Here is a 23,203-nt window from a genome sequence, read left to right on the forward strand (position 1 = left end):
TTCCGTCAGTAGTTGAGGTAACGGGGTCACCCAAAGCTCATAGTGAATGAAAACGCATAGATTTCTTGGAAGGATAGGAGACGGGCACTGTCTAGTTCTGGACCTCCTCGGCTGGCGTAATTCATCGAGTGCCTGATTCGACCGATCGTGGTTATAGTGGCATCTGAACCGCCGCAACCATCGTCTCGCGTTGTCCGGACTGCCCGCCAAAATGAGTGAAAGCGGTGGATCCGCATCGTGACCGTCTGAAACTACTTTTCGATGTGATTTCGCTCGCTGTAGTCGAACTGACCGCTCAAGTCATGACGGAAGAGGGCAGTCAGATAGCCACCAGCATCGACGAGAAACTCGGCGTCAGAGACGTCGTGCTACTCGGTGAGACGATGGAGGAACGCCGCCGCGGGATCGGTCCCGCGGCGGCTGTACACGTCGATCTCTAGCAGAAGTCGTGACCCCGTGTCGATTGCGGCATACAGCCACTTTTCCTCCCCATCAACCTTGGTCTGTGTCTCGTCGACCGCAACCTGCCGACGACTCTGCCGTCGGCGGGTCGCTCTGGTCCTCGGAGAGAGTGTGCGTCCAGTTCCAACTCGCTCCGTGAGAGCGCTTGACGCCGAGTAAGTCAAATACAGCGACGACTTCTCGAAGGGAAAGACCCATTGAATGCAGCCGTACCCCGAACATTCACCAGGATGTTCGGAGTGCGCTCATTCTCCCAAACGTCTTCACAACCCACAGCTAATGTCTCTTTGAGCCGGTCTGCGAGTTGCATAAGCACTTCTCGCTACGACCTGCACTCCTTAATCTCCCTCAACTAGACAGTGCCTCAAGAGCGGGATATCACAGACTTCGAAAAGTTCGTTTGCTGTCATGGACTTTTTGAGATGTCTGATGATGATACGGCAGTCAGGAGCATCGAGGGCATCCAGCACGTTTTGAAGGTCCGGAGCGTCTGAACGAACGGATCACGTACCATTGGCTCTGATCGGGAATACGCTGGCATCCGAATGGCTACCCGGCCTGTTATGAGCTAGGAACAGTTTATCAAGGCACTAACTACTGCTAGGTGGAGTCTCTCACCTACTGCAGATCGTTGTAGACTGTCTGGAGATATATGATTTGAATCCTATTTCATGAGTTCAGTGATTCGGTTGTTGTGCAATCGAGGTTTTCGAGGAACTGTTTGATAATTTTCTCTTCCGCCCGGTGCAGCGTCTCACTGCACGTCGATTTCGCGAGATCGAGTTCTTCTGCGAGTTCAGTGAGCGAGCACCGGCGGGGAGTATCGTAGTATCCGTGCTCGACAGCTGCATGAATGAGTCGTAATTGTCGTTCCGTTAGCAACTGTTCTGGTTCGATGTCCTGGTGGACTTCGTTGACGGTGAACGGAATACCGAACTCATCCAGCTGCGTACCGAGTTCAGAGAGACGATGTTGCGGTGCCGTGATCTCCCAATCTGCTTGACCACCTGTGATCGTGAATGGCATCTCCAGTGGCACCCCAGAATCCTGAACTGGGAAGAGAAGCAACGGCATCGTGGTCTCAAATTGCAGGAGAGCTGTGTCCTCGGATCGTTGCAGTATTTCGAGTTCAGTCACGGAATCGCTGGCCTGGATGTCAGCGATGACATCCGCTAAATTAGATGCTGTTATTTCGGCGAGGCCCACGCCGGCATCTTCGCCGGTGAGGGCAGCTAATATTCGTACGCTGGCGTTCGGGTGATCCCGTGTGATATCGCCGATCCAAATCCCGTGAGGGATTGTAATTGTGAGGTTGGCCTGTGGCATCGGTCTCCGTTCGAATATATTCGGTTGTGACACCAATCAATATTGCCGAACACGTTCGCTTCTCACTTCAGTCGGCGGAATCCGGGAGAGACGAACATAATCGGCATAATGGGTATCTCAGATCATCACGAACGGGGGACCATGAGTATAGATACGGTCGACGAGAAGACCAGTGAACTAGATGCCAGGGAGATCGACGGTGAACCATTCGGTGAGATCATGGCTGCACTCGATTCACTTCCTGACGATGGTACTCTCGTCCTCATCAATAGCTTTGAACCGGTTCCCCTCTACACGGTGCTTGAACAACGTGGATACACGTATGAGACGTCTCAGGTGGCTGAAGACGAGTGGCGTGTTTCGATCACCGCTGTGTGAACATGTTCGGAACAACATCTCTATCACGGTAGCTGATAACCTAAGACGTATGACAGACACAACGCTCGATGTCAGGAATATCCCTCCAGCGCAACGTCATCCGAAGATCCATGCCGCGTTCGCCGAGCTCGAAAGCGGAGAAATCCTGACGCTAATCAACGATCACGAACCCAAGCCGCTGTTCTACGAGATGCAGGCTGAAGTCGAAGAATTCGACGCCGATGAGTACACCGTTGAGCACCGAGGGCTGGAGAAGTACGTCGCGAAATTCCCAAAGAAATAATCGATCGGTCACTCGCACCAGATCACCGTCACGACGCTCTCATCTGTCTCAATCGTTTCATACTCGTATCCTCGATCGGTCAACTTTGGATACAGGTGTTGTGGTGCTCGATCGTTTAACTGAACGAGAATTGTATCTGTATCGAGGTCGGCCAACCGCTCCAGCGTGTTCTGTAGTGGTTGTGGTGGGGGGAGTTCGCTTGCATTCAGTGTCTCCCAGGGACGGTTACGCGGAGCAGCCGTCTCCGAAATGATCTCGGTCACGTCAACCATACGCTTCCGTAGAACTCGACAGAAACAGACAGTTGTCCCGAAGATGTTCAGTTTCAGTGCATCGCAGTACTCGTAGCCACCGGCACGTTCACGTCGGAACCGTAGTTTTCGAACACGTTCGGCAGTTCACTTTCCGTGGGGGAGGTCGAATCGAGCCCCATGAGAGTGAGTTTCGTGTTATGAAGTGTTCAGCACACGAGAACCAGCGTAGGGTACACTGGTCACTCCCTCGACAGACATTCATGGCACAGAATGTATCATCACCTAACTGAGCATACTATGAGATCGGATTCAATCCACGAATCGTCTACCACACCATCAGACCCCGACAGTATCGATCCGGAAACCGTCCAGCAAGAGATCCGAGCGCGCACCGAGGAAATCAAACGGCGGGAACTCCGGCAGGCGTTCAATCAACTCGAAGCGTGTGGGACACTCACTACTGAACAGCGTCAGATCATCAGACAGATGGCAATGACAATTGTAGACGAAATTCTGACTGCTCCCGAATCGATGCTTGAAGACGCCTCAGAGCACAACCCCGAAACCGTACAGACCGCTGTAGAACTATTCGTTCCAGATCGAGAAAAAGCGAGGTGAGACGAATATCTTCGGGGGAATATCCGTGGTGTACGGCTGGTTACTACCGAATATAATGGCGACAGACGATCAGCTGGTGAACCGGCGCGTAGTTCTCAAAGCTACTGGGGGAACAGTGATTGGGACGGTATTGGCTGGATGCACCAGTGGAACGGAGGCGGCAGATGACCAATCCAGGGGCGTCGAAGCTACAGACAGTGCAGAAGGGAGCAACAGTGACGAGTCGGCTTCAGCAGATGTCGATAGCTGGATGGCTGATGTCGGAAACTACGAAGAGATATCGGATCTAACCGGACAGAGTGAGGTGTTCGTCGAGACAGGAGCAGACGGAAATGGAGGCGACTATGCATTTGAACCGCCGGCGATACGCATCGCATCCGGTACCACCGTCGTCTGGGAGTGGACCGGGCTAGGTGGAAGCCACAACGTTGTTGAAAATGACAGGGCCTTCGAAAGCGAACTCACGCAAGAGGAAGGTCACACATTTGAGCACGCGTTCGATACCAGTGGCACGTACAAATACTACTGTCTACCGCACAAGGCGATGGGAATGAAAGGCGTCGTCGTAGTCGAATGAATTGCGGGGACCTTGTTTAGACGCTGTAGAGAACGATCCACTCCGGTGAACTACTGACATCTGAGTCAGATCTGAGTAGTGTGCCCTCTCGTCCCTCTCACTTCACAGATCGTCTCATAACACTAGCGAAACGCGCTGTCTCTGGCGATCTTCACCAGCGGTCAAGAAGGGCGACGGCGGCTACGCTGACTGGGTAATCGTTGTAATCCACGGCCTCTGCGAATACCTTGGCCTTCCATATCGACGGCCCCTCGACGTGCTTCACGGGATGCACGGGATCGTCAAGAAAATTCCCAAAGTATGGGATTCCACCGCATACTCTTCGACTGTCGCTCCCCATCATTGCTAGAGACACCCATTCGGAGTGAGCGAAGGTAGGTACCGAGATCAACACTCATGACTAAAACACAACTCGATATCGAAGACGGTCGCACAGACGACGGACAATCGGTCACGGAGTCCCAGCCGCTCTCATCGTGTCCTGAATGTAATGGACAGATTGTTCACGACGACGAACACGGTGAGACGACTTACGAAGAGTGCGGCCTAGTCCTCAACGAGAATTCCATCGACCGGGGCCTGGAGTGGCGTGCGTTCCCAGCGACGAAAAAGACGAGAAAAGTCGGGTTGGGGCACCGACCACCCAGCTCAGGCACGACAAGGGGCTCAGTACGACGATCGGTTGGCAAGACAAGGATGCGTATGGCCAATCGGTGTCCGGTCGGAAACGAGCCCGCCTCCAGCGCCTTCGCACGTGGGACGAACGGTTCCGGACGAAAGACGCCCACGAGCGAAACCTCAGCAGGCACTCGGCGAGATCAGTCGTATGGCATCTGTCCTCGATGTTTCGGATCCTGTTCGGCAAACTGCAGGGGCAATCTATCGCCGGGCAGTCGACGAAGACCACCTGCCAGGCCGGTCCATCGAAGGTATGGCAACAGTCGCCCTGTACGCTGCAGCCAGACAAAACAGGACGCCACGGCAGCTAGCCGCGTTCGCTGAGGTCAGTCGTGTCGAGGAAATCCGCATTCAGCGTGCTTATCGGTACGTCTCCAGAGAACTCGGTCTGGAAATCGAGCCGGCTGATCCGCTGGAATACGTCCCCCAGTTCGCGTCAGCACTCAACGTAAGCGACGAGGCAACGCGCCAGGCCCGCGATCTCCTCACCACCGCAAAGGCAGCGGGGGCACACAGCGGGAAGAGTTCGGCCGGTCTCGCTGCGGCCGCGCTCACGCGGCGACACATCTTACGAACGAGCAGCTGACACAGGAGACGGTGAGCAACGCGGCCCACGTGAGCATGGTTACGATTCGAAATCGCTACCAAGAACTGCTCGAGGTCTACGCTGAGGAAGAGGGCTATACACAATGAACAAACATACAGAATCATATCGGGGAGAGATAAACGACCGCTGGTCAAGCGAGCGACGTCATGAGTGAACTCGGTCGCGATACCGACCGAGAGATTCTTGCAATACTCGTCGCGGATTCACCACGCCATGTTATGGAGAGTCGCTCGTCGACCACCCCGCCACGATGTCCGCGTCCTACCTCGCAGACGCCGAACGTGAGGCCGCCAGAATCTCGGATTCACTCGTTCGGATCGCCGTCGGCGTCGAGTATGTGGACGATCTACTCGCTGACCTCGATCAGGCCCTCGAGAATCGGTGAGTCCGTACCCGAGGACTGTAACCGTGAGTAGAATGGGGATCTGTCCTGCTTGCAGTCGAAAACTACGCGGCTTTGACCGACTCGATCAGTTCGTCGTAGTCGGGTTCGTTCGTCGGATCGTCAGCAATCCAGCTGTAGGTGATCGTCCTGTCTTCGTCGATGACGAACACTGCCCGATTCGCGATGTCGTAGAGTCCGAGCTCTTTGATGTCGATCTCGAGATCGTATGCCTGGATAGCGTCGCCGGACATGTCGCTGACGAGGTCGAACTCGATCCCGTGTTCCTCGCGGAAGGCGCCTTGGGAGAACGGAGAGTCAGCGCTCACGCCGAAGACGGTTGCCCCAGTATCCTCGAACTCGTCGATTCGCTTCTGGAGTGCGACCATCTCGTTCGTACAGGGTGGAGTGAACGCGCCGGGGAAAAGGCCAGGACGACTGGACTGGCACCGACGTGCTCATCGAGGTCGAACGATTCGTGGTCCCTAGTGCCGAGCGTAGCGGTGAAGGTCGGTGCGTTGTCACCGTTAGATGTCATCACTAAGGAGTTTGATCGGCCTACAGAAAAACTGTCCCCCGAATATCATCGAAGAATGAGCTTCGTTATTGATCACGTCCTGATGGTCCTCAGGCTGTCTGGATATCAATAGTAGTAACTCATGATTAGCCACATCGTGGGCGCCATTGAGGACCCGTACTAACGGAGTTTCGTAATAGTGAGGATCGTAGTCCTCCCCCAATTTTACCACCCAAGTTTTCTTTGGCTGGTTGATAACGTATTGGGGCACCATATGGGACCAGCTATTTGGCTGGCCGTCCCGTTAACTACTCGCAAGACTCGCACCTATGAAAGGGAGATAGCGCGACCAGCCCTAGACTCATATCCACCTCCGACTAGTTATGAATTCCCAACAGACATCGACAGACACGGAAGTTGAACCGACGAGCGAGTCGTCACCGCAACAGCGCCGACTCGACGAAAAACGCGAGCGAACAGCCACGAAGGAGTCGCAAGCAAACGCTGAGGAGTCCCCTCACGCTGATGAGGAGACGACCCATCTGAAGGTCTTCCGCTACGACCCCGACGTTGAGGAGAAACAGGACCCTCGATTCGACGATTTCCGCGTCCCCTACCGACGGGGGATGACCGTACTTGATGCGCTCATCTACGTGCGCGACCATTACGATTCCTCGCTTACGTTTCGGCACTCGTGTCGAATGGCGGTGTGCGGGAGCGATGGCCTGTTCATCAACGGTCGTCAGCGCCTCGGCTGTCAGACGCAGATATCCGACCTTGACGAACCTATCCACGTTGAGCCGCTTCCCCACGAACCGGTCATCAAGGACTTAGTCGTGAACATGGAGCACTTCTTCGAGCGAATGGAATCGGTCGAACCGTACTTCGAGCCAGATGAACTCCCTGACGACGAACTCGAAGAACAGCGCCAGTCGCCCGAGAATCGTGAGAAGATCAAGATGGCGTCGCGATGTATCGAGTGCGGTTGTTGTACCTCGTCGTGCAATCCCGCGCAAACTGACGACAAATACATCGGTCCCGCGGCTATCGTCAAGGGGTATCGCTTCTCTATGGACGAACGAGAGGGAGAAGATGCAAAGGAACGTCGGCTCGAACTGCTTGAGGAGGAACACGGGGTCTGGCGGTGTCAAACCCAATTTTCGTGTACGACCGTCTGTCCGAAAGACATCCCAATTACTGAGGAAATCCAGGAGATGAAACGCGAATCCGTCAAACGAAACGTGAAGTTCTGGTAACGGACGGAGATTGCCTTAGAACGATTCGTCCTTTTCGTCCCGCGGGTACTCGCCGTCGCCTCCTTCGATGTTCGCTCCCCGATCGTCGTAGTACTTCCGTCCGATGTAATCATCGTCTAGATTGCCGATATCGAATCGAAGAGATCGTCGATGGTCTCGTACACGTCATCGTTATCGTCGGTCAAGGTTTCTCCAATCGTCTCCGAGTCAACACCGTCGGGAGCGTCGACGGTGGTCTCCCCGACCTGATCGAGTACCGTTGTGTGGTCCGCAGGGTACTCGAACTCATCTTCGAGATATTTGTGTAATTATGGTGGTCTCATCGTATCTTATCGGAAGCGAGTGTTTGGTTGCTCATCGTTCCTCGGTGGTAGCACTTGCCCGGCTCGGTTGCCCACAGTGGTACTGAGTGGTGACGGTGAAAAGGATATTTCTTACGTCCGTCGCAATCGGTGTTCGCGCTCAATATCCCGTAGCTGCGGGATCAGCTCGGAGTGTTCGGTGACATGGATGATATATCGAGGAACGTCCCTTGTCGTCCGGGCCATGAACGGTTCACCCCAGAAACTCAACAACGCGTCCGTCCGGTCGTTTTCCGTGCCGCCGAGGATGAACGAGACGTTCTCGTTAAGCTCTCGCCAGATAGGTTCTCGCACCGTCTCGCTCCTATTACAGTCTGCTACTTTGGGTTTGACTTCAGTTCGCCAGCGCTCTCGCTCACTTTCATCGAGAACGAATTGGATCGACGTGACGTTCGGATTCTCGATTGCCGGCCGGAGCAGAGAATCAAAGAGGTCCTGCGGAATGAACATGAGCAGGCAGACGTTGAACCAGACCATCTCACCGCGGGCACTTTGACAAAACCGCTTGCTACGCGGTCGGAGATTCCCCGGTCCGACGAGCTCGATCTCGGCAGGCTCAAGCGCAGATCGGATCTCTTCGACCGTTCGTTCGGTGTGATTGATCGACTCAGCCAGATCCTCGGTCTCCGATTCCTGACGGAGATCGCGGAGGAACATTAGCGCGAGCAGAACGAGGGCAATCATGAGAAGAGCACTCTCCTCAACGATGTGGAGGAAGTGAAGGATGAGTGCAAGGACAGCGGCGAGGATTCCAGCAACGGCGTCCCAGTCGACCCGCTTGAGTTGCTGTCTCATCTATGAGACTCCACGCTTGGCGCCGAAACTCCAATTACAACCATATGCGTCTGTCTACCTGTGAGGGGTATATCTCTGTTTGATTTCACCGTTTGCCACCTCTGGTGACTAGCAGTTATCGTTCGCGATCCGATCTATTCATACGAACCCGTCCTCGTTCATCCTCTCTGCCCAAATAGATGGCCGTAATGATTTGGATCGAGATCGACGAGAGCACATGCTCTTTGTGACTTCCCCAAGGCCTACCCAGATTACACTCCCATCCACCATATGGCCCAGTGTTACACCATCGGCCATTCCTCTCGTTCAATAACGGAATTCCTCTCGGCGTTACACGGACATGGGATAGATCTGGTCGTCGATGTTCGGCGTTTTCCCGGTTCCAAGCACAATCTGCAGTTCAACGCGGACGCTCTCGCCGAAACGCTTGCAGAAAACGAAATCGAGTACCGTCACCTCGAGGCACTCGGTGGCCGACGGTCGAGCTCGCAGACCGACTCCCAGAATACCGCGTGGGAGAACGACTCCTTTCAAGCCTACGCCGACTACACACTCTCCGAAACATTCCAGAATGCGCTTGAGGAACTGATCGAGTCCACCCAAGAGTACACGCCGGTGATCATGTGCGCTGAAGCGGTGTACTGGCGGTGTCACCGACGAATCATCGCCGATTGGCTTATCGCCGCCGGCCTCGAGGTCGTAGACATCTTCGGCCCTGATCGTGCCAACATACACGACCTGACGCAGTTTGCGGAGATCCGTGATGGACGTGTGGTCTATCCAAAGGATAATGACGAATCGTGAACGCCAGAAGGCAACCTCCGGTGCCGCGATGGCGAAATCAGTGGGTGCTTGATGCTGATCCTCTTATTGATACTATCGAAACCAGATGCTCTATGGTCCTAGTTGGTCTTGATCAGGCTCGGATGACTATGAGTAGATGATTCAGTAACGTCTTTGAGAAAGGAGTCAATAAACATACTATTCTTCTGAAAAGTAATGCTAAGATAGGTCTCCAATAGCCTTCCCAGTGAGCGAGAATAGTGCCTTCTCTACTCGCTCGTGTCAGGGAATCAGCTGTGTGCTATCATCGTCGTAAATCGTGATTGTCTCAACGGGACAGACGCACGCAGCCATTTGTCGACGCCTCGCCAGCCAGCTCACGTTCTAGTCACTCCCGCTGGTCGGCAGAGCCAACACATCCCTCCGTGGTCGAACGCCACTTGTGTGCACTGTGGCGGCATCGACGTGAAGATAGACGGCAAACTTAAGCTTGAGTTCCGACTTGCGGACCCGTCGGCCGATTTAGGATCGGCGCATCGAACGGACGTCGGGTCGTTCGAACCGATCGCGGCAAACCAGTCAGTCGGCCGCGAGTTTGTCCAACCCAGCAGATTCGATGTCTTCGCCGTCGACTGACGAGCGCAGCGTGTCCATGCCGTCGTCACGGTCAATATTGAAGTCGGTCTCGTAGAGTTCGTCGACGTGGGTCAGTTCCTCCTCGGAGAGCTTTGGCACGTCGCTTGCGGCCGCCCATTCGTCAATGTCTATTTTCGTACGGAACGTCGGGGTAACGCTCGCGACGGACTCATGGGAGAGCAACCACGCGATCGATGCCTGTCCCATCGTCCGCTCGCCGTCGCGTTCTAAGAAGCGCAGTTTTTCGAGTTTTTCCCAGCCGGTCTCGTACCACTCGTCGGGACGGAAGCCACGGTGGTCGCCCTCGCCGAGTTGGGTGTCGGGTGTGACCTGCTCGTTGAGGATACCCGAGGAGTGGGGAACTCGCGGGATCAGGCTGGTCGACGACCCCGTTCGCTCGATCGTCTCAAGGAAGTGGTTGCCGACCTCCTGCTCTAAGACGTTCCAGACCAGCTGAACTGAGTCGAATTCCTCCTCGATCGCAAGGTCACCCTCGGCGAGCCAGCCGATCGAGGGACCGAGTGCGAGCCCAACGGCGTCGATTTTGCCTTCCTCTTTGAGTTCGTCAATCAATTCGAGGACATCGGGGGTGATCTCGTCGACATCGGCATTGTGCAACTGAAGGATGTCGACGGAATCCATCTCAAGGCGTTCTAAGCTCTTTTTGACAGCGTCCCGGAGGTAGTCTAGGTCCATCTCCTTGGGGAGTTCGCCGTGGCCGGTCTGCGGATTGCGGTAGAAGTCGTAGCCGACCTTGGTGGCGACGGTCACCTCGTCACGGACCTCGGTCAGTGCCTTCCCGACTAATTCCTCGCTGCGGCCGTGGCCATAGACGTCGCCCGTATCAAAGTACGTGATGTCCTGCTCGACAGCATACTGGATCATCTCGATGGCGTCCGCTTCGGAACGGTCACCCCACCAGTCGGTGCCGACCGTCCACGCGCCGAAGCCCACCTCGCTGACCTCAACTCCGGACTCGCCGAGTTCGTTATATTGCATAGCCGCTCCTTTGAAGCAGGAGGGTTAGAGTCAGTGATTTTAGCTGAGTCTTAACAGCCGGTTGAGCGGCGGTAGCAGGCCGTTATTGACGGATCGATCATTGCTTATGGATCCTCCGAATGTCTTCCTAGGCCGAGTTGATTTGACTGGCCCCGAAGGAGACTAGTGGTTACTCTCTTGACCTAAAATCCTTTTCCGTCTAAGATCGCTTTGCAACGCATTTGTTCTGGATCCCTGTATTCCTAGCTATGACGGATGTGAGCGAGAGAGAGTGGAACCGCCCCAACTATTGCCCGTTCTGTGGGGCGAAACCAACCGATTTGGTACAGGGTTCATTGCCCATATTGAGTGTTGTGAGGAATGTACAACTCTATTTGGGAAATGGCGTCAAGTGACCGCCGGGGATATTGAAGGGGAGTGGTCTATGTAGTTCCTCTGATGTCATTCAGAACTCTTCCCGCCCGCACTTGATTCTCCGTTCTTTTGTGCAAGGACGAGTAACGCGACACTGTCTTCGATAGCGCTGGGAGCAATTTCGTGACTTCCATCGAACCGTATCACTTCGCCTGCTTTCACTCGGTGGGGGTCTTCGTCTAGCTGTAATTCAAGCTCGCCCGAGATGAGATACAGGATGATCTCACGGTCCGGATGAGTGTGAGACGGGAGACAGTCACCTCCTGCGAGGGTCAACCGAACAGTCTTCGGCTCTTCAGTCGGGAATACGTTAGCATGCGGTACTCCGTCCAGTTCTTCTACCGACGTACTAGTTATCATCAGTTGTTTCAACATCACGTTCAGTGCAGCTTCGTCATTCGGTGTTTGACTTCTACGCTACTGAACAGAGACACGGACGACGTGCCCGCCACACCCGCACTGTTCGATGTACTCCCACTGGAGATCCTCCGTGCCGAATCGGCCGGAGAGGGCGTCGTAGAGATACGTCTCCGGGTGACCGTGCGCTTTGTGCGTGACGAGATTCACATGGTGACCGTCTGTCGTGTGTTCGATCGCTTCTATCGCGTGTTCCACGAGTAACGCTCGGTCGGTTTCATATTGCGGTTCTTCGAGGTTAGCTGACCATGAGGTTTCGTGTACCCGGTCGGTGACGGGCTTCGCGTCGGCGTCTGTGTGATCAGTGCCAGGTGATTGATTTACCATCACCATCTAGTTGGTGTTCTACCTCTAAAGCCAGACGGAGGATTCTCATGTATTGGGCTTCACCGATAGCGAAGCTTTTCTCCCAGTTCGAAGAGGTTCTCATTACCTCACATTGTGCGGGTTCACTCTGGACTACTATCGGAACGTCGCCAACCTCATTCGAGAACATCTCGTCCACATTGACGCTGACGAGGACCTCGTCAATCAGATCGTCTAATCAGGCAGCCTGTAATTGATTATTTTCTCTACGATACGGTGGCCAAACGATTCAGGTTGTGTCCGGTTTCGATGTCTTGTGACACGTTAGATCGGAGGTCAATTCTCGACCAAGTGAGGATCGAAAATGGCACTCAATGTCGAGGAAAGTCAGCGCCGGCCCCTGTTCTAGGACTCCTTTCGCCATCGAACTCTCAATTATCTTATCTATCTCCGTAGATTAGCTACGACTGATGAGCGAGGACGAAACGGTGTTCTACCGTCTCGGCGGTCACGAAGCGGTGGAGAACATTGTAGACGACTTCTACGACCGCGTCTTAAATGACGAGCACGTGATTCGTCACTTCGAAGATAGCACCACAACGGAACTCCGGGCTCATCAAGTCCAATTTATCTCGGCGGTAACCGGCGGCCCAGTCGAGTATTCAGGAGACGACATGCGCGAAGCTCACAGAGGAATGGGTATCACCGACAACGAGTTCGACGCCGTGGCAGGACACTTGGATACGGCACTGGCTGAAAACGAGGTTCCCGATGAAGACCGCAAACCGGTTCTCAAGACGGTCAAGGAACTGCGCCCCGAAATCGTTGAGGTATCGTAAAGAGTGCTCTGTCAGGATAGTAGCTCTAAACCGCCAGTTAGCTCTCTTTTTGACTCTGACGCATTGTCTTTAACCGATCACCTTCTGCTTCCACCGTACGATGATCGACTACGGTTTCTCAACGCTCGCTATCGACCGACCGAAACGGAGTGTAGGTGAGGCGACTGGTGATATCGTCCCGCCAATTCATCTCTCTACAACGTTCGAGATGGAACGACCGAGATCACAGGGTCACGGATACAAGTACAGCCGGTTCGGTAATCCAACGCGGGACCATCTCGAAGAGACGTTGGCTTGCCCAGAGGGAGTCGACCACGCACTTGCCCTCTCGTCGGGAATGGCTGCTATCTCGACGGTGTGCTTTGCCGTCCTCTCGCCCGGAGATCACGTTGTCGCCTTCGAGTCGCTGTTCGGCGGGACGAAAGAGATGTTCGACGAGTTGGTGGCCCCGATCGGGGTCAATGTCAGCTACGTTGATGCAACCGATCCGGAGAACGTAGCAGCAGCGATGACCCCGGAGACGGAACTCGTCTAGATGGAATCACCAACGAACCCACTCTTGAAACTCTGTGACATCGGTACTATCGCCGACATCACCGGCGAGTACGACGCGTTGTTCGCCGTGGATAACACGTTCAACACACCGTACGTACAGCGACCGATAGAGGCAGGTGCCGACGTCACGGTTTACAGCACGACGAAGTTCCTGAACGGACACAGTGATGCGACGGGAGGGGCGATCCTCACCGACGACGAAGCACTGAGCGAACGATTCCGGTTTGTGGGGCAGAACGGATTCGGAGCGGTGATGTCACCATTCGACTGTTATCTCGTCCAGCGAGGGCTCAAAACGCTCTCCGTGCGAATGGACCGACATCAATCGAACGCGCAAGCAGTTGCCGAGTTCCTCGCAGACCATTCATCGGTGGCGACGGTGTACTACCCCGGATTGAGTGACCATCCGCAACATGACCTAGCAAGTAAGCAGATGAACGGATACGGCGGTGTCGTCTCCTTCGAGATAGAGGGTGACGGTGCCGAGACGAGGGCCTTCCTCCAAGAATTAGACGTGTTCAACGTCGCGGTGAGTCTCGGCGGTGTTGAGTCACTAATTGAACACACGGCCTCCATGTCGGCGGGGAATCTAAGCGTTGAAGAGCGTCAACGTGCAGGGATCTCCGACTCCTTGGTTCGTGCGCCGGTTGGAATCGAAGAGCGAGACGATCTAATCGACGACTTGGCCTCTGCTCTCGGGAAGCTCTGATCTACCACGAACACAGACGAGCAAAAGAGTGAATCCAATTACTGATCTACTTGTGTCGGTTCTAACCCGTCATCACGTTCACCGTTCGGCGGTGACTGTGACACAGGTTGGACGGCGTCGGTATCGATTGGCAGAAACGTTCGCTCATCCCGACCGACGATGTGGCCGAGCACCATCCATTCAGTCGTCCCCTCGACGCCACATTGGATACACCGATCTGAAAGTCGCGCCTCGACGGAAGCGGCGTTGACGCCGATCTCTGTGAATCCCTCTGCGAGGAAGTCGGTTACCTCGCAGCCGCAGAACTCGCTTTCAGTTAATCGCCAGAGGGTGCTGACACCAAGTTCGCGCGTCCCGTTGACGCTCAACCAGGCACCTCTATCGACGAGGCGCAGAGACGTGGTCACGGATTCAGTTGACGCGGGGAACTACTGTCAGTATCGACGGTTGCAACATTGATCGTTATCTCAGAGGCTCACTCCGGTGGACATCTTCTGATACCGACTGTATCTTGTTCAATCTCCCGTGACGAGAGCGGCAACCGACATCATCCCTACACGAGTGGTAACCAACAAGAGAACTGGTGCTGCTGGTTCTGTTGGTTACCTACGGAGCGGGGAAGGAGACGCTCTGCTCACCGGCGACTTCCTCCAGTCCATTTCGCTGACGATGAACAACGTAGCGTCATAACAGCAGTACCCACAGCTGCGCCCGTATCCTACTCCGCGACGTAGGGCCCACACTCGCTCGTCCAAACGTTCGCCTCGCATTCAGCGCACGCCGCACTCTCCAAGTCACTTGGTGACGGGCCGGAGTGGGCGACTGCCACCCCGTCTGTCTGCGACGCCGTCTCAGGCCACACGCCATCCATGGGCCTACCAGAACGACCAGATGTGATCAAGGCCGTACTGGATCGCGTCACGGACGGTCACGTGATCCGCGCCACGGCCGCTGTCGTCCCAGCCGTCGACGGGCCAGAATTCGCCGAACTGTGGCACCCCGTTTTACGCTCGCGGCGTTCATTCAGCGTACAGCGAGTAGAGGATGATGCCGAATCCGACCGCCGTCAGCGCGCTCTCGATCGTCAAGACGAGTCCCGAGTTGAGCCCGAACGTCTGATGGGCCGTACCTGCGAGTAGTGCCCCGAGCGTTACGGTCGCAAACCCGACCGCAAGCAGGCGAAGTGGGTTCGCCCCCGTCCGTCGGTAGGCCCTGTACGCGAACCACGTGATGAGTCCCCCGAGCGCGAGTGTGATCGTCTTGAGCGCGACGACGACCGTCGGGAGGTAGGCACTCGTACTCACGTTTCTCGGCGCAGCTCCGACCACATGTTCGCGAGCTGTCTGTCGGGCCCCTTAAGCGCCCGGACGATCGAGACATCGAAGTCACGGCTTTGAGTCAGATGAAACGAGACCTCCTCGAACGCAACCCGATAGAGCGTCTGGTGATGACCGTCTTGCCGCACCTTCGTCCGCGTCTCCAGAAGGGATGCCTCCTCAAGGAGGTCGAGCTTCCGGTACGTAGTTGAGAGGGGAACGTCGGCTTCCTCGGCGAGTTCACTCACAGTCATGGGCTCATCTAGCGCTCGTACGAGTTGCCGACAAGTAGGATCATCTAAGCTAGTGAGGACTTCTTCGACATCGGGCGCATCGTCCGCCCCGAACGGATTCCGCACCATACTCCGACGACGAGAGCCACGGGAGTTAGTTCATTCGCTCGTCCCGAACCCCCGGCCCGCGTGCCGGAGCTACTCCGGCCGTTCGGGAGCCGGGAGTTGCTCACGACTCGGTGGTGTCGGCCGTCCATCCCCAGTTAGGTGCATGACGACCGGGATCCCGAGCGGCGACAGCAGGACCAGGAGCCCACTGGCTACACCCGCGAGCAGCCCCGGGTCGATCCCGCTGAAGAGGCCGTTTGGTTCGCCGTCGTCGACGACGACCACGCCCCGCATCCCGAGCACGGCGTGTGCCTCACAGCCGTATTTGACTACGCCTTCCTTCTCGAACGTCTGTGTGAACTCGGCGCCCTGTTCGGTCGTGAGTTCGCTCCGGAACGACCCGTCGAGCGCGGCCACGTTGTGCGCACCCCCCGTCCCCTTCCACCGCCAGACGACCGTCGTCCCGGGGTCAACGCGAACCGCCGCTGGGCCGAAGCCGAACGCACCGCCGTTGCCGTCGACGCCGACGTCGACGACTACTTCTGACGCACCGCGTTCGCCGACGACTTCCGTGTAGTTGTCCGTCCGGTCAAGCCAGCCGTCGAAGGTCCGACCCCGGGTCTCGGTCTCCTCCGTGGTGCCGAGCGATGCGGACACGTCGCCCACGAGTAGCGCGCCCTTCATGCCCATCGGCTTGTGGGGGGCGCACGCGTACCGGATGATCCCGGACTCGCTCGGGGTGTATGTATAGGTGGCACCGGCGTCGCTGTGATACTCGGATTCGAATGCGCCGCTCTCGGCGACGACATTGTGTGACCCGCCGTCGCCCGTCCACTCCCACGTCACCGTCGTCTCGGGGTCGATCCGAACGGCGGCGGGGCTGAAGCCGAACGACCCGCCGTTGCCCGACGTGCCGACATCGATCTTGGCTTCGGCCTGACCGCGTTTGTCGACGATTTCCGAGACGTTGTCCGTGTTCGAGAACCACGCCACGAGATCGGGTCCCGCCTCGCCGCTGGTCGCCTCTTGGGCGGCCGCACGCGGTGCGAGGACGCCTGCACCGACTGCCGCGCCCGCGGTCGCCTTCATGAACGTCCGCCGTGATGTGGATAGTGTTTCCATGTTTGTCCCTCCGAATCAGGCCTCGTAGCCCGCGTATCCCATGATCTTCGTGAAGATATCCGTCTGCATCGCCTCCGTGTAGACGATCCCGGTGAGCATTCCGCCGGGGTAGGACGTGCCGTTGCGGACGTGATCCACCTTGTGACAGTGCATCAGGTAGATCCCCGGATCGGCGTCGGCCTTCAGTTCGAGGGTATACCGCTCAGCGGGCGCGACGTTGATCACGTCCTCCTCATGACGGGCGGCCTCGGGGATCACGCCGCCGTCCTTCTCGACCACCGTGAAGCGGTGGTTGTGGATGTGCAGCGGGTGGCTCATGAACCCCGCGTTGACGAAGTGGACTCGCATCGTATCGCCTGATTCGACGATCATCGGTGACCCTTCCTCGGGGTGGAGCGTGTACGGCGCGGAGCGGCCGTTGACGGTGAACGCGTCGGGCCGACGGTTCGCGATGTCGTAGGTGGCGTCCTCGCCGCCGTACTGCCGCGAGAGGCGGGTGTCCCACTCCTTGACCGTCATGAAGTACTCCTTGTCGGCCTCCTCGTATCCCTCGGGGTCGACCCGGAGGATGCCGTACATCCCCATCTCCATATGCCACGGCGTGTTGTAGTGACAGTGGTAGAGATGGGTCCCCGGCTGATTGGCGGTGTACGTGTACGTATGCGACTCGCCCGGGTCGGCCTGAATCCCCGTCGTGGTGGGGACGCCGTCGTTCTCCCACGTCTTGCGGAGGCCGTGGACATGGAACGTGTGCGGCATCGACATCGCGGTGTTGTCGAGCGTGAGTTCGATCTCCTGGCCCTCAGTGACCCGGAGAACGGGTCCGGGAACGCTCGGCGTGCCGTCGTTGGCTTGGAACGCCCAGACGACGGGGAGGTTGATCGGCCCGCCCATCGTGTCGTGAGGGTGGATATCGTGTCGCGCCTTCACCGCACTGATCGTGACCTTCCCGTCGAGCGCGTCGAGGTCGACCATCTCAGGCTTACTCGTGAGGGGAAGCTGCTCCGTGGTCTGTGCGAGGACCGCGTTGGGCTGTGTGTTGGCCGGAGCCGTACACCCACTGAGCGAGAGGACGCCGGCGCCGCCGGTCGCCGCGAGGAACTGCCGTCGAGAGATTCCCGTGCCGGGTGCGCCGATCTGTTTACTCATAGTATAGTTACAACACGGGACGGATAGAGCATATAAACGAATCATCATTCTCCAACTCCGAGAACGGTATCCGGAACTCGTGAAACAGGAGAATTATCGGTGCTCGTTCCCGAGTGAGATATCGAAGAGTCGTCGCACGTACAACTGGCGAATATCCCTCTATTGCTACGATGTCGTCCTAGTTCTCCTGAATCTATGTCTTAATTCCCGCATAATCAGTGTGATACTGGGGATTTATGACACCGGCTATTCGACAGGCGAATAATGAAGGTCAAACGGTCGACACTGGCGAAGGCGCTGCTTGTCGTCTTCGTATTCAACCTCCTGTTCATGGGGGGAGGAGCCTACTTCGCGTACCAACAGTCGCCGGAGCGACCCGACCGGATCGTCGGTCCCGATGGAACAGTTCTCGCTACGAACGAGGAACTCGTCGAAGGCAAGGCCGTCTTCCAACAGAACGGGTTGATGAATCACGGGTCGATCCTCGGCAACGGCGCGTACTTCGGCCCCGACTACACGGCGGACGCACAGGATCGATTAGTCACGAACATGCGCGAGTACGTCGCCCGCGAGCGCTACGGGACGACGTACGCGGAGATCGATCAAGCGGAACAGGCGGCGGTGAACTCGATCGTAGAGCGGCAACTCCAGAACGGGGAGTTGGGGGAGACCATACAACTCACCGCCGCAGAAGCGTACGCGTATGAGCAAGTACGAGAGGCGTATGTCGAACGCTACTACGGGGGATCGCTCGAACACGGTGTTCCGGCACAGTTCGTCGGGTCACAGGAAGACGCGCGCCGGTTCGCCGACTTTGCATTGTGGACTGCGATATTCTCGACGGTCGACCGGCCGAACGCCGACATCTCGTGGACCAACGAGTTCCCGTACAATCCCGGCGCGGGGAACACGCCGCCCGTCTCCGCGATGACGTGGAGCGTCGTCGCGATGGTGCTCCTTATCGCCGGGGGTGGCGCCGGCATCTGGCTGTACAGCTCGATCGACCTTCCGGAGCCGACTACAGAGGGGGTTGACGTTCCAGAACCGAGCGAGGTTACGCTCTTTCCCAGTCAGTTCGCGGCCGTCCGATTCGTCCCGATTGCAGCGGTTCTCTTCTTGGTTCAGACTCTGCTCGGCGGGCTGATGGCACATTACTATATCGAGCGTGAGGGGTTCTACGGCATCGCAGAGGCATTGGGAATCGACGCGATGGCGACGCTGCCGTTCGCCATCACGAAGGCGTGGCACATCGACCTCGCGGTGCTGTGGATCGCGACGCTGTGGCTCGGTGTCGGTCTCTTCCTGCCACCGCTACTCACGGGCAGTGAACCGGCCAATCAGAAGTCGTACATCCACGTCTTACTCGGCGCACTGCTCGTTGTGGTTGTCGGTGGGCTCGTCGGGATCTGGCTAGGTTCGCAGGGCTACATCGACGGTGCGCTCTGGTGGATCCTCGGCAACGAGGGGCTGGAGTACCTCGAGGTCGGCCGACTCTGGCAGGTCGGCCTGCTCGTGGGGTTCGTCCTCTGGACTGGACTCATCGCTCGTGGGTTCAAGCCACTGCTCGACCGTGAGGAGCCGTATGGACTTGCGCATTTGATCGTCTACGCGGGTGGGTCGATCGGTCTGCTGTTCTCGGCGAGCATGCTGTACACGCCCAAGACGTCGATGGTGGTGACGGAGTTCTGGCGGTGGTGGGTCGTCCACATGTGGGTTGAGGGAGTATTCGAGTTCTTCGTGGTGGCTATCGTCAGCGTTTCGTTGGTCTCGATGAACCTGCTCACCCGGCGGAGCGCCGAGAAGGCTGTGATGTTCGAGGCGCTGTTCGTGATGGGGGCGGGCGTCATCGGCGTCTCCCACCACTACTGGTGGATCGGCCTCCCTGAATACTGGGTGCCCATCGGGAGCGTCTTCTCCACGCTGGAGTTCATCCCGCTGGTGTTCATTCTCTACGAGGCGCTCAACGAGTATCGGGCGATGACTGCCGCGGGCGAGGAGTTCCCCTACCGTCTTCCGTTCATGTTTATCGTCGCCTCGGGGTTGTGGAACTTCGTCGGGGCGGGCGTACTCGGGTTCTTCATCAACCTCCCAATCGTCAACTACTACGAACACGGCACGTTCCTGACGGTCGGGCACGCCCACGGCGCGATGTTCGGCGCGTTCGGCTTCCTCGCGCTCGGGTTGGCGACGTACGTCCTCCGATTCACGACGAAGCCTGGGGAGTGGGACCCGACGAACCTGAAGCGCGCGTTCTGGGTGTTGAACGCCGGACTGGCGTGGATGGTCGTGATCGGTGATATTCCTGTTGGGTTCCTCCAACTCGAAGTCGCCTTCACGCAGACCTACGACGCTGCACGCTCGCTCGCGTTCTACAATCAATCGCTCGTACAGAACCTCTTTTGGGCACGGCTTCCGGGAGACGTACTCCTCATCCTCGGTGCTGGGCTGTTCTCGTACGACGTCGTGAAGAAACGGTTCGTCCGCCGCGAAGAGACAGCTCCGACCACCGGCGGAACCATCATCTCACGCCGGATCTTCGGTGAAGACGAGGATGCAGGGACCGACCTCGGCGACGACTGAGGGGTGCCGTTCTGTCCCGGCGATGTGCCGTTCGGCGCAGCGCCCAAGTGAGTGAGCCAGCGACGTTTCGGTTGCTTCGGTCGTGTCCCCGACTCGGCGTGGGTGAGGCGGTGGTAAGTCGACTTAGACGGGGTCGAAACAGTCCGTTCGAACGCTCGCCGAACAGAGGACACAGCCCTGTTCGAGGAGTTCGTCGCGGACGTACTCGTCCACGACGATTCGCTCCCCACAGGACGGGCAAGAGAACCGATACCTCCGGACCATCTAAACTCAGTGCGCCCGGAAGATCCTAAATCGATACCCCTCCGTATTTTGGGTCATTAAGGCTTCTCGAACGCGAATACGTCGTCCCTCGGCTATTCTCCTTCGACGCGATGTCGCCTTCTGGCGCGATCTCGGTCAGCTATCTGTCGAATAAGCGCTCGAGTAGTTTCGCCTGTGCGGTCGAGAGATGCTCGACGAACGTCGTCGTGGAAATATTTAGTGCGGTTGCTACCTCTCCTGCGTTCGCCTCCTTCGGATGATCGAAGTATCCCATTTCGTGGGCCGTCTGCAGGGCCTCACGTTGTCGTTCGGTGAACTGGCCACGGTCGATGTCCACGAGGTCGGTCGAGAACCCATCACTGGGCTGATGGAGGCGGCGAAGGTGAACCCCGTCGGAGTTCTCTCGAAGGTCGGAGACGACCTGTCGGACCGTTCGGAGGTCTTCGGCGTAGAACGTCACCGAGAGACGTCCTCCGTCGACGTGAATCCTCCTGACTGGGCACTCGTGGCGTTCGACGAGTTCGCAGGCACACTCCTGTCCCTTCGGACGACGGAGACGATACACGCCGTTCGCCTCGTCGATCGACTTGACTGCCGACCGAGTATCGGGGCCCGTGTCTCCCGTTTCGAACTCTTCCGTCACGAACCCCTCGTCGCTCGTGAGTACGGTCCGTGACACCTCCGTTATCGTCGCCGCTGGCTCGGCCGCGGACGCCACTTGGCACACACCCGGGTCTCGGATCTTCACCTCCGCGAGGACACTTTCCTGTGCCATATTATACTCCTTCTCGTGATCCTATTAATTAATTCCTTCCATCAGGTACTGGGGTAGACTTAAAGCCCCCCTATATTGAGGGAGAGTGCATAATCTCCCTCACAGCTAGCTTCTGTCTGGCTCTTTCCCCGATCTGGGAGAGAGAACTGGAGCGCAAAACGGATGACAGCGAAGCCAGAGGGAGGGACGATACTACGGCGGGAGACGCTCGTCATCGGAGTCCTCGTCACGCTCGTCTTGCTCCCGATGTGGTACGTCGCACTCCACGGGGAACCGGCGAGCGAGGAGATAGCGATCGATCAGAGCGTCAGCGACATTCAACCGCTCAGCGGTCCGATAGACGCGCCGAACAAGCTCTCCCCGAGTCAGGTCGGCGTGATCGTCTGGGTGGCGTTGTTCGGTCTCTATGGCGTTCTCGTCGGTGCTCATCGGTTCATGAACAGTGCCGTTCGACCAGCCGACGCCGACAGAGCCGTCTCGGATGGGGGCTACTCCGGTCGCTCCGACACCGAGAGTCCCCCGAGTCCGTCCGACGAAATGGGTAGTTCCTCGTGGCTGAGTACGGAGCGACGATGGCTCGTCGAGTATCACGGTGCGACGGGGTCGAACGAGGGGCTGATCGTGATGGCCGCGCTGACGGTACTCGCGATCGCGTTCTCTGCGCTGTTCACCGGCGAGTACCTGACGCTGGCACGAACGCAGTACTTCGGCCTCTACGCGGCGGGGTTGTTCTTCTCGCTCGCGGGGCTCACCGTCGCGTACTACGCGTGGTTCATGCCACACATCGAGGTCATGGAGAAACGGGAGCACTAAGCCATGGAGGATACGAACCGACCCGACGAAACGCAACGGTCACGAACTGTCGAACCGTCGACCGACCCCTGCGAGTGCTACCCCTGTACTCGAGCGGACGGGGGGACGAAACCGACGACGCCCGAGGACGGCGACGGACGGCTGGGTCGGCGAAACGTGGCCAAGGTACTCGCTACAATGGGCGGACTGGCCGCGGTCGGGAGCCTCGCAGCCCCGCTCGCGGGGCTCACCCGGGTGTTTGAGCGCGAGTACACCGGACCGATCTACAGCGACGGCGTGCCGCTAGTGGACGCCGAGGGAGACCGGATCGACGAAGGTTACCTTTCGATGGGGGAGTTCACGACCGTCTTCCCCGAAACCCGACCTGGACTCGAAGACGCGCCGACGCTGTTGGTCCGTTTCCCCGAAGAGGAATACGCCGAGCCGACGAATCTGGAGTCGACCGTCTCCGGGTACGCCGCCTACTCGAAGGTCTGTACGCATGCGGGGTGCATGGTAGCGAGCCAGGAGGGACAGACGATGGTGTGCCCGTGTCACTTTGGGAAGTTCAACCCGATCCGGGGCGCCACAGTCGTCGGCGGACCGCCGCCGCGACCGCTCCCACAGGTTCCGATAACGCTGTCGAACGACGGCTACCTCGTTGCTGCCGGGGATTTCGAGGGGCCCGTCGGTGTACAGGAGTGAGATCGG

The 23,203-nt window shown here is 57.5% G+C and carries 25 protein-coding genes and 7 pseudogenes; 15 read left to right on the forward strand and 17 right to left on the reverse strand.

Annotated features, from left to right (window positions below):
* Positions 1–91: 91 nt before the first annotated feature.
* Both AC6RUA_RS18195 and AC6RUA_RS18200 read right to left on the reverse strand, forming a co-directional pair.
* Positions 92–772 (reverse strand): annotated as a pseudogene (locus AC6RUA_RS18195) (IS6 family transposase).
* Positions 773–1,131: 359 nt separating this feature from the next.
* Positions 1,132–1,788 carry a helix-turn-helix domain-containing protein gene (locus AC6RUA_RS18200; protein ID WP_499816055.1) on the reverse strand — a complete coding sequence of 219 codons (657 nt, stop codon included), beginning with the start codon at positions 1,786–1,788 and terminating at the stop codon, positions 1,132–1,134.
* A gap of 141 nt (positions 1,789–1,929) precedes the next feature.
* Between AC6RUA_RS18200 and AC6RUA_RS18205 the strand changes: the two genes are divergently transcribed.
* Together AC6RUA_RS18205 and AC6RUA_RS18210 are read left to right on the forward strand one after the other, a co-directional pair.
* Positions 1,930–2,166, forward strand: a complete 237-nt coding sequence (locus AC6RUA_RS18205; protein ID WP_499815898.1) for a DUF2249 domain-containing protein — start codon at positions 1,930–1,932, stop codon at positions 2,164–2,166.
* 49 nt (positions 2,167–2,215) lie between these two features.
* On the forward strand, positions 2,216–2,449 hold the full coding sequence (locus AC6RUA_RS18210; RefSeq protein WP_499815899.1) for a DUF2249 domain-containing protein: 234 nt from the start codon (positions 2,216–2,218) through the stop codon (positions 2,447–2,449).
* Between the two features lie 8 nt (positions 2,450–2,457).
* Here AC6RUA_RS18210 and AC6RUA_RS18215 read toward each other — a convergent pair whose 3' ends face one another.
* Complete coding sequence (locus AC6RUA_RS18215) at positions 2,458–2,721, reverse strand: DUF2249 domain-containing protein (RefSeq protein WP_499815900.1); 264 nt, start codon at positions 2,719–2,721, stop codon at positions 2,458–2,460.
* Positions 2,722–3,000: 279 nt separating this feature from the next.
* Between AC6RUA_RS18215 and AC6RUA_RS18220 the strand changes: the two genes are divergently transcribed.
* From AC6RUA_RS18220 to AC6RUA_RS18240, 5 genes and pseudogenes are all read left to right on the forward strand, one after another.
* On the forward strand, positions 3,001–3,321 hold the full coding sequence (locus AC6RUA_RS18220) for a glutamyl-tRNA reductase (RefSeq protein WP_499815901.1): 321 nt from the start codon (positions 3,001–3,003) through the stop codon (positions 3,319–3,321).
* 25 nt (positions 3,322–3,346) lie between these two features.
* Positions 3,347–3,898: a halocyanin domain-containing protein gene (locus tag AC6RUA_RS18225; protein ID WP_499815902.1), complete on the forward strand. Its 552-nt coding sequence runs from the start codon at positions 3,347–3,349 to the stop codon at positions 3,896–3,898.
* A 71-nt stretch (positions 3,899–3,969) separates the two neighbouring features.
* Positions 3,970–4,190: pseudogene (locus AC6RUA_RS18230) on the forward strand (IS5/IS1182 family transposase); the annotation flags it as partial.
* A 104-nt stretch (positions 4,191–4,294) separates the two neighbouring features.
* A pseudogene (locus AC6RUA_RS18235) lies at positions 4,295–5,269 on the forward strand (transcription initiation factor IIB).
* A 164-nt stretch (positions 5,270–5,433) separates the two neighbouring features.
* Positions 5,434–5,568 (forward strand): PLP-dependent transferase, encoded by a 135-nt coding sequence (locus AC6RUA_RS18240; RefSeq protein ID WP_499815903.1) that lies wholly within the window; start codon positions 5,434–5,436, stop codon positions 5,566–5,568.
* Positions 5,569–5,630: 62 nt separating this feature from the next.
* Here AC6RUA_RS18240 and AC6RUA_RS18245 read toward each other — a convergent pair.
* Positions 5,631–6,103: pseudogene (locus tag AC6RUA_RS18245) on the reverse strand (redoxin domain-containing protein).
* Positions 6,104–6,465: 362 nt separating this feature from the next.
* Between AC6RUA_RS18245 and AC6RUA_RS18250 the strand changes: the two are divergent.
* A complete protein-coding gene (locus AC6RUA_RS18250) occupies positions 6,466–7,338 on the forward strand; it encodes a succinate dehydrogenase/fumarate reductase iron-sulfur subunit (protein WP_499815904.1) in 873 nt (290 codons plus the stop codon).
* 116 nt (positions 7,339–7,454) lie between these two features.
* Here AC6RUA_RS18250 and AC6RUA_RS18255 read toward each other — a convergent pair.
* Together AC6RUA_RS18255 and AC6RUA_RS18260 are read right to left on the reverse strand one after the other, a co-directional pair.
* Positions 7,455–7,568: pseudogene (locus AC6RUA_RS18255) on the reverse strand (hypothetical protein); the annotation flags it as partial.
* 204 nt (positions 7,569–7,772) lie between these two features.
* A complete protein-coding gene (locus AC6RUA_RS18260) occupies positions 7,773–8,495 on the reverse strand; it encodes a hypothetical protein (RefSeq protein ID WP_499815905.1) in 723 nt (240 codons plus the stop codon).
* A gap of 270 nt (positions 8,496–8,765) precedes the next feature.
* Here AC6RUA_RS18260 and AC6RUA_RS18265 point away from each other — a divergent pair, with 270 nt between their 5' ends.
* Entirely contained in the window at positions 8,766–9,299 is a 534-nt protein-coding gene (locus AC6RUA_RS18265; RefSeq protein ID WP_499815906.1) for a DUF488 domain-containing protein, read from the forward strand.
* Between the two features lie 558 nt (positions 9,300–9,857).
* Here AC6RUA_RS18265 and AC6RUA_RS18270 read toward each other — a convergent pair.
* Positions 9,858–10,913, reverse strand: a complete 1,056-nt coding sequence (locus AC6RUA_RS18270) for an aldo/keto reductase (RefSeq protein WP_499815907.1) — start codon at positions 10,911–10,913, stop codon at positions 9,858–9,860.
* Positions 10,914–11,184: 271 nt separating this feature from the next.
* Here AC6RUA_RS18270 and AC6RUA_RS18275 point away from each other — a divergent pair, with 271 nt between their 5' ends.
* Entirely contained in the window at positions 11,185–11,343 is a 159-nt protein-coding gene (locus AC6RUA_RS18275) for a DUF7501 family protein (protein ID WP_499815908.1), read from the forward strand.
* 11 nt (positions 11,344–11,354) lie between these two features.
* On the opposite strand, the gene AC6RUA_RS18280 is transcribed toward AC6RUA_RS18275, so the two are convergent.
* The gene (locus tag AC6RUA_RS18280) at positions 11,355–11,702 is read right to left on the reverse strand and encodes a cupin domain-containing protein (RefSeq protein ID WP_499815909.1); all 348 of its coding nucleotides are present in this window, start codon (positions 11,700–11,702) and stop codon (positions 11,355–11,357) included.
* Between the two features lie 42 nt (positions 11,703–11,744).
* Positions 11,745–12,071 carry a CGCGG family putative rSAM-modified RiPP protein gene (locus AC6RUA_RS18285; RefSeq protein ID WP_499815910.1) on the reverse strand — a complete coding sequence of 109 codons (327 nt, stop codon included), beginning with the start codon at positions 12,069–12,071 and terminating at the stop codon, positions 11,745–11,747.
* Positions 12,072–12,520: 449 nt separating this feature from the next.
* Between AC6RUA_RS18285 and AC6RUA_RS18290 the strand changes: the two genes are divergently transcribed.
* On the forward strand, positions 12,521–12,889 hold the full coding sequence (locus AC6RUA_RS18290; protein ID WP_499815911.1) for a group I truncated hemoglobin: 369 nt from the start codon (positions 12,521–12,523) through the stop codon (positions 12,887–12,889).
* 100 nt (positions 12,890–12,989) lie between these two features.
* Positions 12,990–14,153: pseudogene (locus tag AC6RUA_RS18295) on the forward strand (trans-sulfuration enzyme family protein).
* 38 nt (positions 14,154–14,191) lie between these two features.
* On the opposite strand, the gene AC6RUA_RS18300 reads toward AC6RUA_RS18295, so the two are convergent.
* The 6 genes and pseudogenes from AC6RUA_RS18300 to AC6RUA_RS18325 all read right to left on the reverse strand — a co-directional run bounded on the left by AC6RUA_RS18300 (position 14,192) and on the right by AC6RUA_RS18325 (position 18,081).
* On the reverse strand, positions 14,192–14,521 hold the full coding sequence (locus AC6RUA_RS18300; protein WP_499815912.1) for a DUF8134 family protein: 330 nt from the start codon (positions 14,519–14,521) through the stop codon (positions 14,192–14,194).
* A gap of 238 nt (positions 14,522–14,759) precedes the next feature.
* Positions 14,760–15,145 (reverse strand): annotated as a pseudogene (locus tag AC6RUA_RS18305) (DUF6610 family protein); the annotation flags it as partial.
* A 27-nt stretch (positions 15,146–15,172) separates the two neighbouring features.
* Positions 15,173–15,457 (reverse strand): DUF7521 family protein, encoded by a 285-nt coding sequence (locus tag AC6RUA_RS18310; RefSeq protein ID WP_499815913.1) that lies wholly within the window; start codon positions 15,455–15,457, stop codon positions 15,173–15,175.
* The gene (locus AC6RUA_RS18315) at positions 15,454–15,717 is read right to left on the reverse strand and encodes an ArsR/SmtB family transcription factor (RefSeq protein ID WP_499815914.1); all 264 of its coding nucleotides are present in this window, start codon (positions 15,715–15,717) and stop codon (positions 15,454–15,456) included. Before AC6RUA_RS18315 ends, AC6RUA_RS18310 begins: the two co-directional genes overlap by 4 nt.
* Before the next feature lie 183 nt (positions 15,718–15,900).
* Positions 15,901–16,932: a halocyanin domain-containing protein gene (locus tag AC6RUA_RS18320; RefSeq protein WP_499815915.1), complete on the reverse strand. Its 1,032-nt coding sequence runs from the start codon at positions 16,930–16,932 to the stop codon at positions 15,901–15,903.
* A gap of 15 nt (positions 16,933–16,947) precedes the next feature.
* Entirely contained in the window at positions 16,948–18,081 is a 1,134-nt protein-coding gene (locus tag AC6RUA_RS18325; RefSeq protein ID WP_499815916.1) for a multicopper oxidase domain-containing protein, read from the reverse strand.
* Positions 18,082–18,345: 264 nt separating this feature from the next.
* Here AC6RUA_RS18325 and AC6RUA_RS18330 point away from each other — a divergent pair, with 264 nt between their 5' ends.
* Positions 18,346–20,661: a nitric-oxide reductase large subunit gene (locus AC6RUA_RS18330; RefSeq protein WP_499815917.1), complete on the forward strand. Its 2,316-nt coding sequence runs from the start codon at positions 18,346–18,348 to the stop codon at positions 20,659–20,661.
* A 123-nt stretch (positions 20,662–20,784) separates the two neighbouring features.
* On the opposite strand, the gene AC6RUA_RS18335 is transcribed toward AC6RUA_RS18330, so the two are convergent.
* Together AC6RUA_RS18335 and AC6RUA_RS18340 are read right to left on the reverse strand one after the other, a co-directional pair.
* Entirely contained in the window at positions 20,785–20,925 is a 141-nt protein-coding gene (locus tag AC6RUA_RS18335) for a DUF7560 family zinc ribbon protein (RefSeq protein WP_499815918.1), read from the reverse strand.
* Positions 20,926–21,064: 139 nt separating this feature from the next.
* Positions 21,065–21,700, reverse strand: coding sequence for a helix-turn-helix domain-containing protein (locus AC6RUA_RS18340; protein ID WP_499815919.1), 636 nt, complete (start codon positions 21,698–21,700; stop codon positions 21,065–21,067).
* A 162-nt stretch (positions 21,701–21,862) separates the two neighbouring features.
* On the opposite strand from AC6RUA_RS18340, the gene AC6RUA_RS18345 reads away from it, so the two are divergent.
* Positions 21,863–22,513, forward strand: coding sequence for a hypothetical protein (locus AC6RUA_RS18345; RefSeq protein WP_499815920.1), 651 nt, complete (start codon positions 21,863–21,865; stop codon positions 22,511–22,513).
* Positions 22,514–22,516: 3 nt separating this feature from the next.
* Complete coding sequence (locus AC6RUA_RS18350) at positions 22,517–23,197, forward strand: QcrA and Rieske domain-containing protein (RefSeq protein WP_499815921.1); 681 nt, start codon at positions 22,517–22,519, stop codon at positions 23,195–23,197.
* Positions 23,198–23,203: the final 6 nt, after the last annotated feature.

This window comes from Halorarum sp. SLYT50, assembly GCF_059821265.1.